At 52.9% G+C, this 13,922-nt stretch carries 15 protein-coding genes and 3 tRNA genes; 13 read left to right on the forward strand and 5 right to left on the reverse strand.

The genetic code is table 11. From position 1 onward, the window contains the following. Window positions 1-298 precede the first annotated feature (298 nt). Window positions 299-520: a YodD family protein gene (locus tag DTA24_RS10535; RefSeq protein ID WP_032691215.1), complete on the reverse strand. Its 222-nt coding sequence runs from the start codon at window positions 518-520 to the stop codon at window positions 299-301. A 133-nt stretch (window positions 521-653) separates the two neighbouring features. On the opposite strand from DTA24_RS10535, the gene dsrB reads away from it, so the two are divergent. Further along, the gene (gene dsrB / locus DTA24_RS10540) at window positions 654-845 is read left to right on the forward strand and encodes a protein DsrB (RefSeq protein WP_012541227.1); all 192 of its coding nucleotides are present in this window, start codon (window positions 654-656) and stop codon (window positions 843-845) included. Between the two features lie 32 nt (window positions 846-877). Here dsrB and rcsA read toward each other — a convergent pair whose 3' ends face one another. Continuing rightward, on the reverse strand, window positions 878-1,501 hold the full coding sequence (rcsA, locus tag DTA24_RS10545) for a transcriptional regulator RcsA (protein ID WP_008804210.1): 624 nt from the start codon (window positions 1,499-1,501) through the stop codon (window positions 878-880). Window positions 1,502-1,872: 371 nt separating this feature from the next. Here rcsA and yedD point away from each other — a divergent pair, with 371 nt between their 5' ends. Beyond that, on the forward strand, window positions 1,873-2,307 hold the full coding sequence (gene yedD / locus DTA24_RS10550; RefSeq protein WP_162493239.1) for a lipoprotein YedD: 435 nt from the start codon (window positions 1,873-1,875) through the stop codon (window positions 2,305-2,307). A 46-nt stretch (window positions 2,308-2,353) separates the two neighbouring features. Here yedD and amyA read toward each other — a convergent pair whose 3' ends face one another. Then, complete coding sequence (amyA, locus tag DTA24_RS10555; RefSeq protein WP_008804212.1) at window positions 2,354-3,841, reverse strand: alpha-amylase; 1,488 nt, start codon at window positions 3,839-3,841, stop codon at window positions 2,354-2,356. Window positions 3,842-4,041: 200 nt separating this feature from the next. Between amyA and tcyJ the strand changes: the two genes are divergently transcribed. The 5 genes from tcyJ to sdiA all read left to right on the forward strand — a co-directional run bounded on the left by tcyJ (window position 4,042) and on the right by sdiA (window position 8,398). After that, entirely contained in the window at window positions 4,042-4,842 is an 801-nt protein-coding gene (gene tcyJ / locus DTA24_RS10560; RefSeq protein ID WP_008804213.1) for a cystine ABC transporter substrate-binding protein, read from the forward strand. Between the two features lie 95 nt (window positions 4,843-4,937). Further along, on the forward strand, window positions 4,938-5,924 hold the full coding sequence (gene dcyD / locus DTA24_RS10565; RefSeq protein ID WP_012541230.1) for a D-cysteine desulfhydrase: 987 nt from the start codon (window positions 4,938-4,940) through the stop codon (window positions 5,922-5,924). A gap of 15 nt (window positions 5,925-5,939) precedes the next feature. Beyond that, the gene (tcyL, locus tag DTA24_RS10570; protein ID WP_008804215.1) at window positions 5,940-6,608 is read left to right on the forward strand and encodes a cystine ABC transporter permease; all 669 of its coding nucleotides are present in this window, start codon (window positions 5,940-5,942) and stop codon (window positions 6,606-6,608) included. Then, the gene (tcyN, locus tag DTA24_RS10575) at window positions 6,605-7,357 is read left to right on the forward strand and encodes an L-cystine ABC transporter ATP-binding protein TcyN (protein WP_022065150.1); all 753 of its coding nucleotides are present in this window, start codon (window positions 6,605-6,607) and stop codon (window positions 7,355-7,357) included. The genes tcyL and tcyN overlap by 4 nt, the downstream gene beginning before the upstream one ends. A gap of 318 nt (window positions 7,358-7,675) precedes the next feature. Then, window positions 7,676-8,398 carry a transcriptional regulator SdiA gene (sdiA, locus tag DTA24_RS10580; RefSeq protein WP_008804217.1) on the forward strand — a complete coding sequence of 241 codons (723 nt, stop codon included), beginning with the start codon at window positions 7,676-7,678 and terminating at the stop codon, window positions 8,396-8,398. Between the two features lie 67 nt (window positions 8,399-8,465). Here sdiA and DTA24_RS10585 read toward each other — a convergent pair whose 3' ends face one another. Continuing rightward, window positions 8,466-8,690: a DUF2594 family protein gene (locus DTA24_RS10585; protein WP_004122104.1), complete on the reverse strand. Its 225-nt coding sequence runs from the start codon at window positions 8,688-8,690 to the stop codon at window positions 8,466-8,468. A 461-nt stretch (window positions 8,691-9,151) separates the two neighbouring features. On the opposite strand from DTA24_RS10585, the gene uvrY reads away from it, so the two are divergent. The 6 genes from uvrY (at window position 9,152) to DTA24_RS10615 (ending at window position 12,683) form a co-directional block, all read left to right on the forward strand. Beyond that, window positions 9,152-9,808: a UvrY/SirA/GacA family response regulator transcription factor gene (gene uvrY, locus DTA24_RS10590; protein WP_002911539.1), complete on the forward strand. Its 657-nt coding sequence runs from the start codon at window positions 9,152-9,154 to the stop codon at window positions 9,806-9,808. Beyond that, on the forward strand, window positions 9,805-11,637 hold the full coding sequence (gene uvrC, locus DTA24_RS10595) for an excinuclease ABC subunit UvrC (RefSeq protein WP_016161402.1): 1,833 nt from the start codon (window positions 9,805-9,807) through the stop codon (window positions 11,635-11,637). The genes uvrY and uvrC overlap by 4 nt, the downstream gene beginning before the upstream one ends. 57 nt (window positions 11,638-11,694) lie before the next feature. Beyond that, on the forward strand, window positions 11,695-12,243 hold the full coding sequence (gene pgsA, locus DTA24_RS10600; RefSeq protein ID WP_008804219.1) for a CDP-diacylglycerol--glycerol-3-phosphate 3-phosphatidyltransferase: 549 nt from the start codon (window positions 11,695-11,697) through the stop codon (window positions 12,241-12,243). Window positions 12,244-12,393: 150 nt separating this feature from the next. Then, window positions 12,394-12,469, forward strand: a tRNA-Gly gene (locus tag DTA24_RS10605). A gap of 40 nt (window positions 12,470-12,509) precedes the next feature. Beyond that, a tRNA-Cys gene (locus DTA24_RS10610) sits at window positions 12,510-12,583 on the forward strand. 13 nt (window positions 12,584-12,596) lie between these two features. Further along, window positions 12,597-12,683, forward strand: a tRNA-Leu gene (locus DTA24_RS10615). 264 nt (window positions 12,684-12,947) lie between these two features. On the opposite strand, the gene DTA24_RS10620 is transcribed toward DTA24_RS10615, so the two are convergent. Further along, entirely contained in the window at window positions 12,948-13,838 is an 891-nt protein-coding gene (locus tag DTA24_RS10620; RefSeq protein ID WP_022066263.1) for a DUF1796 family putative cysteine peptidase, read from the reverse strand. Window positions 13,839-13,922: the final 84 nt, after the last annotated feature.

Here is a 13,922-nt window from a genome sequence, read left to right on the forward strand (position 1 = left end):
CAAAACGTTTCGCCCGAATCAGGCGAAATGAGATTTTTCTTAAAGTGTTCGACGGGGATCGCGCTATCGAATGAAACCGGTTTGCGGCGAAGCCTTCTCGCATCAGCCCTGCAGCCCTGCTCAAAGCAAAGCGCTAACATTCTCAATAATTTGCGTCATGAATATCGCTTGTCATGCAAAATAATTGAGGATAATGTTTTAACGCATCGGATTTCCCGGTGTAACGAATTTTCAAGTGCTTCTTGCATTAGCAAGTTTGATCCCGACTCCTGCGAGTCGGGATTTTTTTCGCCTGCCGTTAGCGGTTAACTTCACTGGCGCTGAAATCGTGAATGTCGAGCTCAAATGCCTCCGCCAGTTCGCGCCAGGTATGTGACCCGCGGCCATCAATGCTGGCGCGCTGTGGGTCGTCCAGAGTGCGATGGATTTCACTTTCGCTAATCTCATTAATCGCTGCCAGTAGCGCATCCACGTTGACATCAACGTCATTTCCGGCCTGGCCAGTCAATCGATTCTTCATCATTACCCCCTCGCTGAGCGTCGCTCAACCCTCTTTAAGTATAGTCGGTCTAAAAAAACACCAGTCATGGGCCGCGACGCTGCGAGTTGCGTGGTTTTGTTCTACACTGGCTGAAAAATAGAGGAGAGTGAATATGCAGGTGAACGATCGTGTCACGGTGAAGACCGACGGTGGCCCACGTCGATCGGGGGTAGTGCTGGCAATTGAGTCGTTTAGTGAAGGGACGATGTATCTGGTTTCGCTGGAAGACTATCCTTTAGGGATCTGGTTTTTCAACGAAATAGGGCATCCGGATGGGATCTTCGTCGAAAAAGAAGCCTCATAAAACGGGACTGGCGGTACTACCGCCAGTCTGTTTCAACGCAGATTCACCTGAATACCTGACGTTACGTTTTCGGTCAGTCGAACGATATGGTAAATCACCTGCTTATTGTGCGTTTGTATTTTCTTTTTAATATTGCCTTTATGCGATGATACCGTCTTCGCTTTGATGTTCATTTGCGTTGAAATTTGTGACGTGCCGTGCCCGGCCATCCACATTTGCAGCATATTTGATTCTGTTTTACTCAGCGACAACGTCGGTAAATTTAATTGCCCCAGACTGCTATTTTTGTATTTTAGATAATTAACCAGAATAACATCAAGGTCTTTTGGCGTTATCGATTTCGAACTGATCAGCAGGTTTTTCCGTACCCGCAAATAGCGGTCAAAATGAATGTTTGCCAGCGACATAAAGATAACAAACAGCGTCGCCGGGTTTTGCGTAATGATCTGGCGAATAATGCCATTACTTTCATCATCATGCACGAAGCAGTCTTCATTAAGAAACACCACTGCCGGACAACACGACGCGCAATGTTTTTGCAAATCTGTCGCGCAATGGACCTCAACGATTTCCTGTTTTTTTATTCCCCGACTGGTCAGATAACCCGTTAAGCCTAACCGGGTATAACTGCACAAATCCATAATCATCGTTGACATGACCCATCCTCAATCAACACGTAACGATATTCTCTTCACACGCATTGTGCGAAGCAGTCCTTGCGAGCAGTAATAGTAGGTTTACGAAAGAACCTATTAGTTCCGTTAAACTATTCCGCATCTATGCATATAATTTGCCAGGAAAACTCTTAAAGTAAAGTCGAGAACCGGTAGTGTGAGCGGATTAAAAACAAAAAGTGCCCATAGATGCTATGGTTACGCCCCAAACATTATTTTATTTTCGGAATTTCCTTATTTCAAATGAAGGCGGTGCTGCCCGTTCCTGTTTTGCCCGGTTTTTCCGCCGGGAGCGGGGGTGGAAGGCTTAACGCTTTAATGCCACAATACTTTTTTATCGGCTTGTGGGATGAATGATGAAACAGTTAGTTTTTGCGGGCATGGTGGTGGCGCTGGCCGGATGTGTGCAGGTTGATCATTACGATGACGTCGTTAAAGCACCGGCGCCGGCTGGCCTTGAGGGCTACTGGCAATCGAAAGGGCCGCAGAGTGAAATGATGAGCCCTGACGCGATCGCCAGCCTGATCGTCACTAAAGAAGGGGATACCTTCGACTGCCGCCAGTGGCAGCGCGTGATCGCGCAGCCGGGTAAACTGATGAACCGCGATAACCAGATCTACAACGTTACCGCTTCCCTGGATATCTATCCAATCGAGCGTGAGGGCAATACCCTCTCCTACGATCGTATGACGTTGACTCGCGTTGAACGCCTCACCCCTGAGTGCGAAAAGGCGTGGGCCAAAGCGCGTACGACAGGGGCCGTCAGCGCGCGGGCTTCCGTGCGCTGAGGTTCCGGCGGGCCCGTTCCGGCCCGCCAGGTACATCGCCAGCTGACTACAGCACGGCTTCCATCACCCACACGCTCACGCTACCCCCGTTGCAGGTAAAGATCGCGCTACCCTCAGCGTCGGTTTCGACAATCTCTTCCCGGTTGCCGAGAAAATCCCGCCAGCGTTTATTGCCATAGTTCTCGCCCAGCGTCAGGGTTTTTTCTCCCTCATCGCCATTGGACATCACCACCACGCAGCCGGGATCCTCGTCGGTGCCGCTACGGCTGAAGGCAATACAGTTGGGGTGATCGAACCACAGCGTTTGCACGCCATGGGCAAAGCGCTGACGGGCGTCGATCAGTTCATGCAGTTGTTCGATAACGGGCATCTCAATGGCGTAGGTTTGTCCATCGCCGCCGGTATCTTCATAGGATGCGCCGAAAAGATCGGCATAAAAGACCGACGGCACACCATTTTCACGCAGCAGGATCAGCGCATAGGCCAGCGGCTTGAACCAGGGTTCAACCGGCGCCTCGAGGGCCTGCAGCGGCTGCGTATCGTGGTTTGTCACCAGCGTCACGGCGTGAAAAGGGTCTGCTTCCACCAGCGTGCCGCTGAATATCTGGCTCATGTCATAATCGCGCCCCTGGCGTGAGGCTTCATGAAATTTCATCTGCAGCGGGGCATCGAACAGCATCGTCTTGCCCTCGACCAGGTCGATATACTGCTGGAGCTTTTCCACCTCATGGGACCAATACTCCGCGACAATAAACAGCGGCTGCGGTGCCACCTCCTGGACGTGCTCGATCCACGCTTTGTAAAACCAGGCGGGGATATGCTTCACGGCGTCAAGACGAAAACCATCGCAGCCGGTCTGCTCCATGACCCAGCGCGCCCAGTATTTGATCTCCTCGGTAACGGCGTGATTACGAAAATCAATGTTGGCGCCCATCAGGTAGTCGAAGTTACCAAGCTCATCGTCGACCTGCTCGTTCCAGCCTTCACCGGTGTAATCGTTGACGATTTTAAACACACCGTCTTCCGTCGGATTCTCAATGTGGTCGATACCGCTAAAGCATTTGTAGTCCCAGACAAATTGCGAATACTGCCCGGCCCGCACCGGAAAGGTATAGCGAGTCCATGCCTCACACTCAATGATCTCCTCGGCAATCTGGGTGCGATCGTGCTCATCGACGCGCTGCACCTGCAGAGTTTCTTTTTCATCGGCGCCCATTTTGTGGTTCACCACCACATCCAGCAGCACGGCGATATCATGCTCTTTCAGAGCCTTCATCGCCGCCAGCAGCTGCGCTTTATCGCCATATTTGGTGGCGACTGAACCCTTTTGATCAAACTCACCAAGGTCGAAGAGATCATAGGTGTCATAGCCGACGGAATAACCGCCCGAGGCGCCTTTATAGGCGGGCGGCAACCAGACCATATTGATGCCGATTTCATTCAGGCTGGGGGCCAGCGCTTCGACTTCACGCCATAGCTCGCCGCCGGCGGGGTAGTACCAGTGAAAACATTGCAACAAAGTGGGGTTTTTCATCTTCCATGCTCCAGACGTCAACAGGCTGACCTTTGCAGTATGGGAGATATCCCGCAAAACGGGAGAGGAAAGCCCTGATTTTCGCTATACCCTAATCGGGATCATATATAATAAATTGGCATAAGATGTAGCGTAACGATGTTGGTGCCGGGCCGTTAAGCGCCTTACACTACAGGAAAATCCTAACCTTCGGGGTATCTATGAAATTAGCACTTCTGGGTCGTCAGGCGCTGATGGGCGCGATGGCCGTTGTTTTGATGGCTGGCGTTAGCGTGAAAACTTTTGCAGCGGAAAACCTGCTCAATCAGGTTAAAGAGCGCGGTACCCTGCGCGTGGGCCTCGAAGGCACCTATCCTCCTTTCAGCTTCCAGGGCGATGACGGCAAGCTGACCGGATTTGAAGTGGAGTTTGCCAACGAGCTGGCGAAACATCTTGGCGTGAAAGCCGATCTCAAACCGACCAAATGGGACGGTATGCTGGCCTCGCTGGACTCCAAACGCATTGACGTGGTGATTAACCAGGTCACTATCTCCGATGAGCGTAAGAAGAAATACGATTTCTCAACCCCGTACACTATCTCCGGTGTGCAGGCGCTGGTGAAGAAAGGTAACGAAGGCGCGATTAAAACCGCGGCGGATCTGAAAGGCAAGAAAGTCGGCGTCGGGCTGGGCACTAACTATGAAGAGTGGCTGCGTCAGAACGTCCAGGGCGTTGATGTTCGCACCTATGATGATGACCCGACTAAATACCAGGATCTGCGTGTAGGCCGTATTGACGCCATTCTGGTTGACCGTCTGGCCGCGCTGGATCTGGTGAAGAAAACTAACAATACGCTGGCGGTAACCGGTGAAGCATTCTCCCGTCAGGAGGCCGGCGTGGCGCTGCGCAAAGGCAACGACGATCTGCTGAAAGCGATTGACGCCGCGATCGCGGATATGCAGAAAGATGGCACCCTGAAGGCGCTGTCAGAGAAATGGTTTGGCGCTGACGTGACGAAATAACGGTCAGTGGTGAAAAAAGGCGCTCCTGGAAGCGCCTTTTTTTATTTAGCGCGTAACTGTGTGCATAATGAAGCATAACTGAGTCAGGAGGGGCCATGTCACTGCAAAATTTAACCCGCTTTCCGCGTCTGGAATTGATTGGCGCGCCGACGCCGCTGGAGTATCTGCCGCGTTTGTCCGATCACCTTGGGCGCGAGATTTTTATCAAACGCGATGATACAACGCCGCTGGCGATGGGAGGCAATAAACTGCGCAAGCTGGAGTTTCTCGCCGCCGATGCGCTGCGGGAAGGGGCAGATACCTTAATCACCGCCGGCGCGATCCAGTCCAACCATGTGCGTCAGACGGCGGCGGTCGCCGCGAAGCTGGGGCTGCACTGCGTGGCGCTACTGGAAAACCCCATTGGCACCGGGGCGGAGAACTATCTGAGCAATGGCAACCGCCTGCTGCTGGATCTGTTTAATACCCAGGTTGAGATGTGCGATGCCCTGACCAATCCTGCCGAACAGCTCGACGAGCTGGCGACCCGCATCGAGGCGCAGGGCTATCGCCCCTACGTCATCCCGGTCGGCGGATCCAATGCGCTCGGGGCGTTAGGCTATGTGGAAAGCGCGCTGGAAATCGCCCAGCAGTGTGAAGGCGCGGTGGAGATCTCATCGGTGGTGGTGGCTTCCGGTAGCGCCGGTACGCATGCCGGGCTGGCTGTGGGACTCGAACAGCTGATGCCGCAGGCGGAACTGATTGGCGTGACGGTATCGCGCTCCGTCGCTGACCAGCTGCCAAAAGTGGTGGCGCTGCAGCAGGCCGTGGCCAACAGCCTCGAGCTGCAGGCGAAAGCCGACATCACCCTCTGGGATGATTACTTTGCCCCGGGCTACGGTACGCCGAACGAGGAAGGCATGGCCGCCGTGAAGCTACTGGCGCAACTGGAAGGTATTTTGCTCGATCCGGTCTATACCGGCAAAGCGATGGCCGGGCTTATCGACGGCATTACGCAGAAGCGTTTTAAGGATGAAGGACCGATTTTGTTCGTCCATACCGGCGGGGCGCCGGCGCTGTTTGCCTATCATCCTCACCTTTAATACAGAAACGACAGCATGCAAGAAAGTATCCAACTGGTCATCGATTCCGCTCCTTTTCTGCTCAAAGGGGCCGTCTTTACGCTGCAGCTGAGCATTGGCGGGATGTTTTTCGGCCTGGTGCTGGGCTTTATCCTGGCGCTGATGCGCATGTCGCCCCTCTGGCCGGTAAAATGGCTGGCGCGCATGTATATCTCCATTTTTCGCGGCACGCCGCTTATCGCCCAGCTGTTTATGATCTACTACGGCTTGCCGCAGTTTGGCATCGAGCTTGACCCGATTCCGGCGGCGATGATCGGCCTGTCGCTCAATACGGCGGCCTACGCGGCGGAAACCCTGCGCGCGGCCATCGCCTCGATCGACAAAGGGCAATGGGAAGCGGCGGCCAGTATCGGCATGACGCCGTGGCAGACGATGCGCCGGGCCATCTTACCCCAGGCGGCACGGGTCGCTTTGCCGCCGCTGTCCAACAGTTTTATCAGCCTGGTCAAAGATACCTCGCTGGCGGCGACGATCCAGGTGCCAGAGCTGTTCCGTCAGGCGCAGCTTATCACCTCGCGAACCCTTGAGGTCTTCACCATGTATCTCGCGGCCTCGTTGATCTACTGGGTGATGGCGACCGTCCTCTCCTCGCTGCAGAACTATTTTGAAAACCAGCTGAACCGCCAGGAGCGTGATCCGAAATGAGTGCGATAGAAGTGAAAAGCCTGGTGAAGAAATTCCATGGCCAGACGGTGCTGCACGGTATCGACCTGGAGGTACAGAAAGGGGAAGTTGTGGCGATTATCGGCCCCAGCGGCTCGGGTAAAACCACTCTGCTGCGCAGCATCAACTTGCTGGAGCAACCGGAGAGCGGCACCATCCGCGTTGGCGATGTGACCATCGACGCCGGTCGCAGCATGGGGCCGCAGAAAGGACTCATTCGCCAGCTGCGCCAGCATGTCGGCTTTGTCTTCCAGAACTTTAATCTGTTTCCCCACCGTACGGTGCTGGAGAACATTATTGAGGGGCCGGTCATCGTAAAAGGTGAAGATAAGCAGGAGTCGATTGTGCGGGCGCGCGATCTGCTGGCGAAAGTGGGTCTCAGCGGTAAAGAGAATAGCTATCCGCGTCGCCTCTCCGGCGGTCAGCAGCAACGGGTGGCTATTGCTCGCGCGCTGGCCATGCGTCCGGACGTGATCCTGTTTGATGAGCCAACCTCGGCCCTCGATCCTGAGCTGGTGGGGGAGGTGCTCAACACCATCCGCCAGCTGGCGCAGGAGAAACGCACCATGGTTATCGTGACCCATGAAATGAGTTTCGCCCGCGACGTTGCCGATCGGGCCATCTTTATGGATCAAGGACGCATTGTCGAGCAGGGAGAAGCGAAAGCATTGTTCGCCTCCCCGCAGCAGCCGCGTACTCGCCAGTTCCTCGAAAAATTTCTGATGCAGTAAACCATGCGCTGACGTGGCGGCTTTCCCGGGGGAGGGCCGCCGCGTACAGCCTGTCTTCCCTGCGGCGCGCCACGCTCCTCGTCACCTCTTTGTGCTATTTCTCCCTGTGGCCGTATACACCGCTTCCCATCCCCCCTTGTAGGGTGTAGAAAATGACGGGAAAGTGAGCACGAGGTTCTGCGCTGAGAACGGGAAAAAGGCAAGCCTTCAGACTAATAAATGCGACACCGACAATATTTTATACATATAAATAAGATTTATGTGTTAGTTTTCTGTATTTATAATAATGATTATCAATCAGGAGTTATTTGCACAGCTATGAGGGACAATGATTTTTTCAGCTGGCGGCGGGATATGCTGCATCAATTTCAGTCCGTGGCCGCTGGTGAGGAGGTTTATAATCTCCTGCAACGAGAAACCGAAGCGCTGGAATATGATTACTACACGCTTTGTGTACGCCACCCGGTGCCTTTCACTCGCCCCCGCGTCACCTTCCAGTCGACTTATCCCCGCGCATGGATGTCGCACTACCAGGCCGAGAATTATTTCGCGATAGATCCGGTATTACGCCCGGAGAATTTTATGCGTGGCCATCTGCCATGGGAGGATGGGCTGTTTCGCGATGCGGCGGCATTATGGGACGGCGCCCGCGATCATGGTCTGAAAAAAGGGGTGACCCAGTGCCTGACGTTGCCCAACCATGCGCAGGGTTTTCTCTCCGTCTCCGCGAATAACCGTTTACCGGGCTCTTATCCTGATGATGAACTGGAGATGCGCCTGCGCATGCTGACGGAGCTAAGCTTGTTGGCGCTCCTGCGTCTGGAAGATGAGATGGTCATGCCGCCGGAGATGAAGTTCAGCCGCCGTGAACTGGAAATTCTGAAATGGACCGCGGAAGGGAAGACCTCGGCGGAGGTGGCGATGATTCTTTCTATTTCGGAAAATACGGTGAATTTCCACCAGAAGAATATGCAACGGAAATTCAATGCGCCGAACAAAACGCAGATAGCCTGTTACGCGGTGGCGACAGGGTTAATCTGAGAGCGCCTGTCGTTCTGCGTGCCAGACGTGACACCGGCTGTCAGGGATACTTTCAGCCGGTACAGGATTACTGACGGTAAGCTTGTTTAATTTGCTTAACGGTGCTGGAGAATACGGCAGCCTGAGCCTCATCTTCCATCTGCGCGATCTGCTTTTCCATTTTAATAATCACGCGACCCGCATCCGCCTGGCCCATCGCCTGCAGCATCAGCGTTATCATCGCTTTCAGGCAGGAGACTTCCTGCGCCAGTTCTTGATTATTTTCTGCAGTGGAAAAATCTGGTGTGCTCATCGATATCCTCGTTTACTCGCTGCGCTAATGCGCCTTACCCAATGTGAAGGCCGCGCAGTATACCACAAGCGACGGGAAAAAAAGGAGTGCTTAATTTCTGTTCTCTCATCTGAGCTGTGAATGATTCAGTGCTTCGGATAATACGTAATAGCCGCCAGGCCGCCATTAATTTATTCCATCTATTTAGCACGTTAATATTTGTTACATATTTTGCTGTGTATTTATGCACTACGTAATCTGTTGTGTTTTTTGTACTTTCTGTATGAGGATTGTTAAAAAATAAGACGACGGCAACTGACTGTTCTCAATGACTTTCCACTACGTGTGCACAGACATTGCCATAAATGAGCGGCAAATCGAGGTGAGGGCATTTTTTTGCCTTTTAAATTAGCAATAAAACCCGGTAATATGTGGGAGATAAAGTATCAGTAGCGTTATCCCTCATTCTGGAGATTATTCCTTTGATCAACGTTCTTCTTGTTGATGACCACGAACTGGTGCGCGCAGGGATACGACGCATTCTGGAAGATATAAAAGGGATTAAAGTCGCTGGCGAAGCCTGTTGCGGCGAGGACGCCGTGAAGTGGTGCCGGGCTAATTCCGCAGATGTCGTCCTGATGGACATGAACATGCCCGGGATCGGTGGTCTTGAAGCCACGCGCAAAATCGCGCGCTCCGTGGCGGGCACGAAAGTGATCATGCTCACCGTGCATACCGAGAATCCTCTACCTGCCAAGGTCATGCAGGCGGGGGCGGCGGGCTATCTTAGCAAGGGTGCTGCACCGCAGGAAGTGGTGAATGCGATCCGCTGCGTGGCGTCCGGACAACGTTACATTGCCTCCGATATTGCTCAGCAAATGGCGCTAAGTCAGATTGAACCGGAAAAAACGGAATCGCCGTTTGCCAGTTTGTCTGAACGCGAATTGCAGATTATGCTGATGATCACCAAAGGTCAGAAGGTGAATGAGATCTCAGAGCAGCTCAATCTGAGTCCCAAAACGGTTAACAGCTATCGCTACCGAATGTTCAGCAAATTAAACATTCATGGCGATGTGGAGCTGACCCACCTGGCAATTCGCCATGGCCTGTGTAATGCGGAGTCGTTAGCAAGCCAGTGAGTGATGTTTTTGACGCAAAAGCTTTCCTGAAAACGGTGACCAGCCAGCCCGGTGTGTATCGGATGTATGATGCTGGCGGGACCGTCATCTATGTTGGCAAAGCCAAAGATCTGAAAAAGCGGCTCAGCAGCTATTTCCGCAGCAATCTCGCGTCGCGTAAAACCGAAGCGCTGGTGGCGCTGATTGCGCAGATTGACGTGACCGTCACTCACACCGAGACGGAAGCGCTGCTGCTGGAGCACAACTATATCAAGCTGTACCAGCCGCGTTACAACGTGCTGTTGCGCGATGATAAGTCTTATCCTTTTATTTTCCTCAGCGGTGATACTCATCCACGTCTGGCGATGCATCGCGGCGCCAAACATGCGAAAGGCGAGTACTTTGGTCCTTTCCCCAACGGCTATGCCGTGCGGGAGACCCTGGCGCTGCTGCAGAAAATTTTTCCTGTTCGCCAGTGCGAAAATAGCGTCTATCGCAACCGCTCGCGTCCCTGCCTGCAGTATCAGATTGGCCGCTGTCTGGGGCCGTGCGTGGCGGGGCTGGTCAGCGAAGAAGAGTATGCTCAGCAGGTTGAGTATGTACGGCTGTTCCTTGCCGGCAAGGACGATCAGGTCCTGACCCAGCTCATCGCCAGAATGGAGAAAGCGAGCCAAAGTCTGGAGTTTGAAGAGGCCGCGCGCATTCGCGACCAGATTCAGGCGGTCCGCCGGGTGACGGAGAAACAGTTTGTTTCTAATACCGGCGACGATCTTGACGTTATCGGCGTCGCCTTTGAGGCCGGAATGGCCTGCGTCCATGTGCTGTTTATCCGCCAGGGCAAAGTGCTGGGCAGCCGGAGCTACTTCCCGAAAGTGCCGGGCGGCACTGAGCTGGGAGAGGTCGTGGAGACCTTTGTCGGTCAGTTCTACCTGCAGGGTAGCCAGATGCGTACCCTGCCGGGGGAGATTTTGCTCGACTTCAGCCTTGGTGATAAGACGCTGCTGGCCGAGTCGCTGTCGGAGCTGGCGGGACGTCGAATCAATGTGCAGACTAAACCGCGCGGCGACAGAGCGCGTTACCTTAAGCTGGCGCGCACCAACGCCGCGACGGCGTTAACCACGAAATTGGCTCAGCAGTCGACCATTCATCAGCGCCTGCAGGCGCTGGCCACCGTGCTGGAACTGCCGGCCGTGAAGCGAATGGAGTGCTTTGACATCAGCCACACCATGGGCGAGCAGACCGTGGCGTCCTGCGTGGTGTTTGACAGCAATGGTCCGCTGCGTGCGGAGTACCGGCGCTATAATATCACCGGCATCACCCCGGGCGATGACTACGCGGCGATGAATCAGGTCCTGCGCCGTCGCTATGGTAAAGCGATTGATGATAATAAAATTCCGGATGTGATCCTGATAGATGGCGGAAAGGGGCAGCTGGCGCAGGCGAAAGCGGTGTTTGCCGAACTGGATGTTCCCTGGGATAAACATCATCCGCTGCTGCTGGGCGTGGCGAAAGGCAGCGATCGTAAAGCCGGCCTGGAAACGTTATTCTTTGAACCGGAAGGCGAGGGGTTTAGCCTGCCGCCGGATTCGCCCGCTCTGCACGTAATCCAGCACATCCGCGATGAATCGCACGATCATGCGATTTCCGGACATCGTAAAAAACGGGCGAAAGTGAAGAGCACCAGCTCGCTTGAGACTATCGAGGGAGTGGGGCCGAAGCGTCGCCAGATGCTGCTGAAGTATATGGGTGGGCTGCAGGGGCTGCAGCAGGCCAGCGTCGAGGAAATTGCTAAAGTACCGGGCATCTCTCACGGTCTGGCAGAAAAGATCTTCTACTCGTTGAAACATTAGGGGCTCTGTAGCAACATAGGGCTAATTTTTACTTACAACAGATAGTTACCCGTCACTATGCAATTTAATATCCCTACGTTGCTTACTCTGTTTCGCGTCATCCTGATCCCGTTCTTTGTGCTGGCGTTTTATCTCCCCTTTAGCTGGGCGCCGTTTGCCTGCGCGTTAATTTTCTTTGTCGCCGCCGTGACCGACTGGTTTGATGGTTTTCTGGCTCGTCGCTGGAATCAGAGCACCCGGTTTGGCGCCTTCCTGGACCCGGTGGCGGATAAAGTCATGGTGGCTATCGCCATGGTGCTGGTTGCCGAGCACTATCACACCTGGTGGGTCACGCTGCCGGCGGCGACCATGATCGCGCGTGAAATAATTATTTCGGCACTGCGCGAATGGATGGCTGAGCTCGGGAAACGCAGCAGCGTGGCGGTCTCGTGGATTGGCAAAGTTAAAACGACCGCACAGATGGCCGCCCTGGTATGGATGCTGTGGCGTCCTTATCCGTGGGTAGAGTGGGCCGGGATCGCGCTTTTCCTCGTGGCGGCGGTGCTGACGCTGTGGTCGATGCTGCAGTATCTGAACGCGGCGCGCGGCGATTTGCTTGATCAGTGATCGTTTCGCCGTTATTTTCAGCAAACGATGCAAAGTTGCGAAAAATACCGTTGACTCACCGCGAGAGATAAGTAGAATGCAACGCATCGAACGGCGGCACAGTCTTCCAGACGATAACAAAATCAAGTGATTAGCAAATAACTTGATAATGCGGGAATAGCTCAGTTGGTAGAGCACGACCTTGCCAAGGTCGGGGTCGCGAGTTCGAGTCTCGTTTCCCGCTCCAGATTAACAGCATCGGCAGTAGCGGGTGCTTCAGTATTAAAGGCGCGTTAGCAAAGCGGTTATGTAGCGGATTGCAAATCCGTCTAGTCCGGTTCGACTCCGGAACGCGCCTCCACTTTCTATCCCGAGCCCGGATGGTGGAATCGGTAGACACAAGGGATTTAAAATCCCTCGGCGTTCGCGCTGTGTGGGTTCAAGTCCCACTCCGGGTACCATTGGGATAAAAGCAGAATAATCAAAGCAATAAGCAGTGTCGTGAAACCACCTACGGGTGGTTTTTTTGTTTCAAAACCACCCAATTCATAATATCACTTCATACTAGTTTTCTTGTCCACCTTGCTCTTCCCCCAGGATAACCGCACCCGGCTAAACCGTCGCGCCTCGTGGAATAATGTCGTTGGGATGATTTCGCTCCCCCAAACCGGCAGGGGGAGGCAAATCGATACTCTGCGTGCCAGAGGCCGGAGGTGAAACCGTCTCTAGAGTTCGAGGTTGAACGAAAGGACTTTAGATATAATTACCATCTCATCCGTAAGCGAGGAGAATTTTCCGGTAAATCTTTCTTCAGACTCAGGTGTCAAACTATATAGTGAATAATTTTCACCCGAAGATATACGCTCCAGTTGAAGATAGGCGGGTTTCTGCAAGGCAAAAGCCAACAGATAGAAATTAGTCGTGTGGTGAGAAAGTTCAGTGACTAATTCAGGGAGTTGCTTTGCTATATCTATTTCCTCTCTACAGCAAATCACAAAAAGCTTCCCTTCTTTGCTTTTTAATATGTTTCTGAATCTTTTAACCGCGCGGACGTAATACTCATAATCAGCAGGGGTGTTTGGGTCGCGATGCGTGAATATATCATTCAGACGATATTTTTCTTTGTATTTATTGTGGTGTGCTCCGGGTTCTCGCGACTGGCGACGTAATGAGCTGTACTCATTTTTATCTAAAAATGAGGTAAAATCATCCCTCAGGCAGTCGATAATCATCGCCGGACAGGAAAATAGCCAGTCAAAAGGCAGTGATATCTTTTTCAGGTTGAATTTTTTCAATGTCCATGAAGTTAAACAATGGCTGCCCAGGGAGACAATATGTTTGACGTGCATTGAATCATCAGGAGCACTCTCTGTTAACGCTTGTGGTGTGTAACTGAATTTATCAGATGACATTCTGGATTTCGTGAAAGCAATAAACTCGTCGCTATGCATCAGCGATGAGTTAAGAAATTCTGCTGATTCTGCAAGTGACTTATTAGCAATGGCGTTGAGGTAGTTTTTCAGACCATCGCTATCTGCCGGTCGACCGAGTAGCGTTTTATAGGTTGTTTTTATTAGATGTATTTTTAAGTAATTTTCTTTAATGTCATATCTCATTTTTTATCCAATTGAAGCTGTAGTCTTTCTTTATTTTATTGCTGCTAAAACAGGTAGGCATACAAATCGTGTGGGATTATGTCA

The sequence above is a fragment of the Klebsiella sp. P1CD1 genome (assembly GCF_003790505.1).
Classification (GTDB): Bacteria; Pseudomonadota; Gammaproteobacteria; order Enterobacterales; family Enterobacteriaceae; genus Klebsiella; species Klebsiella variicola.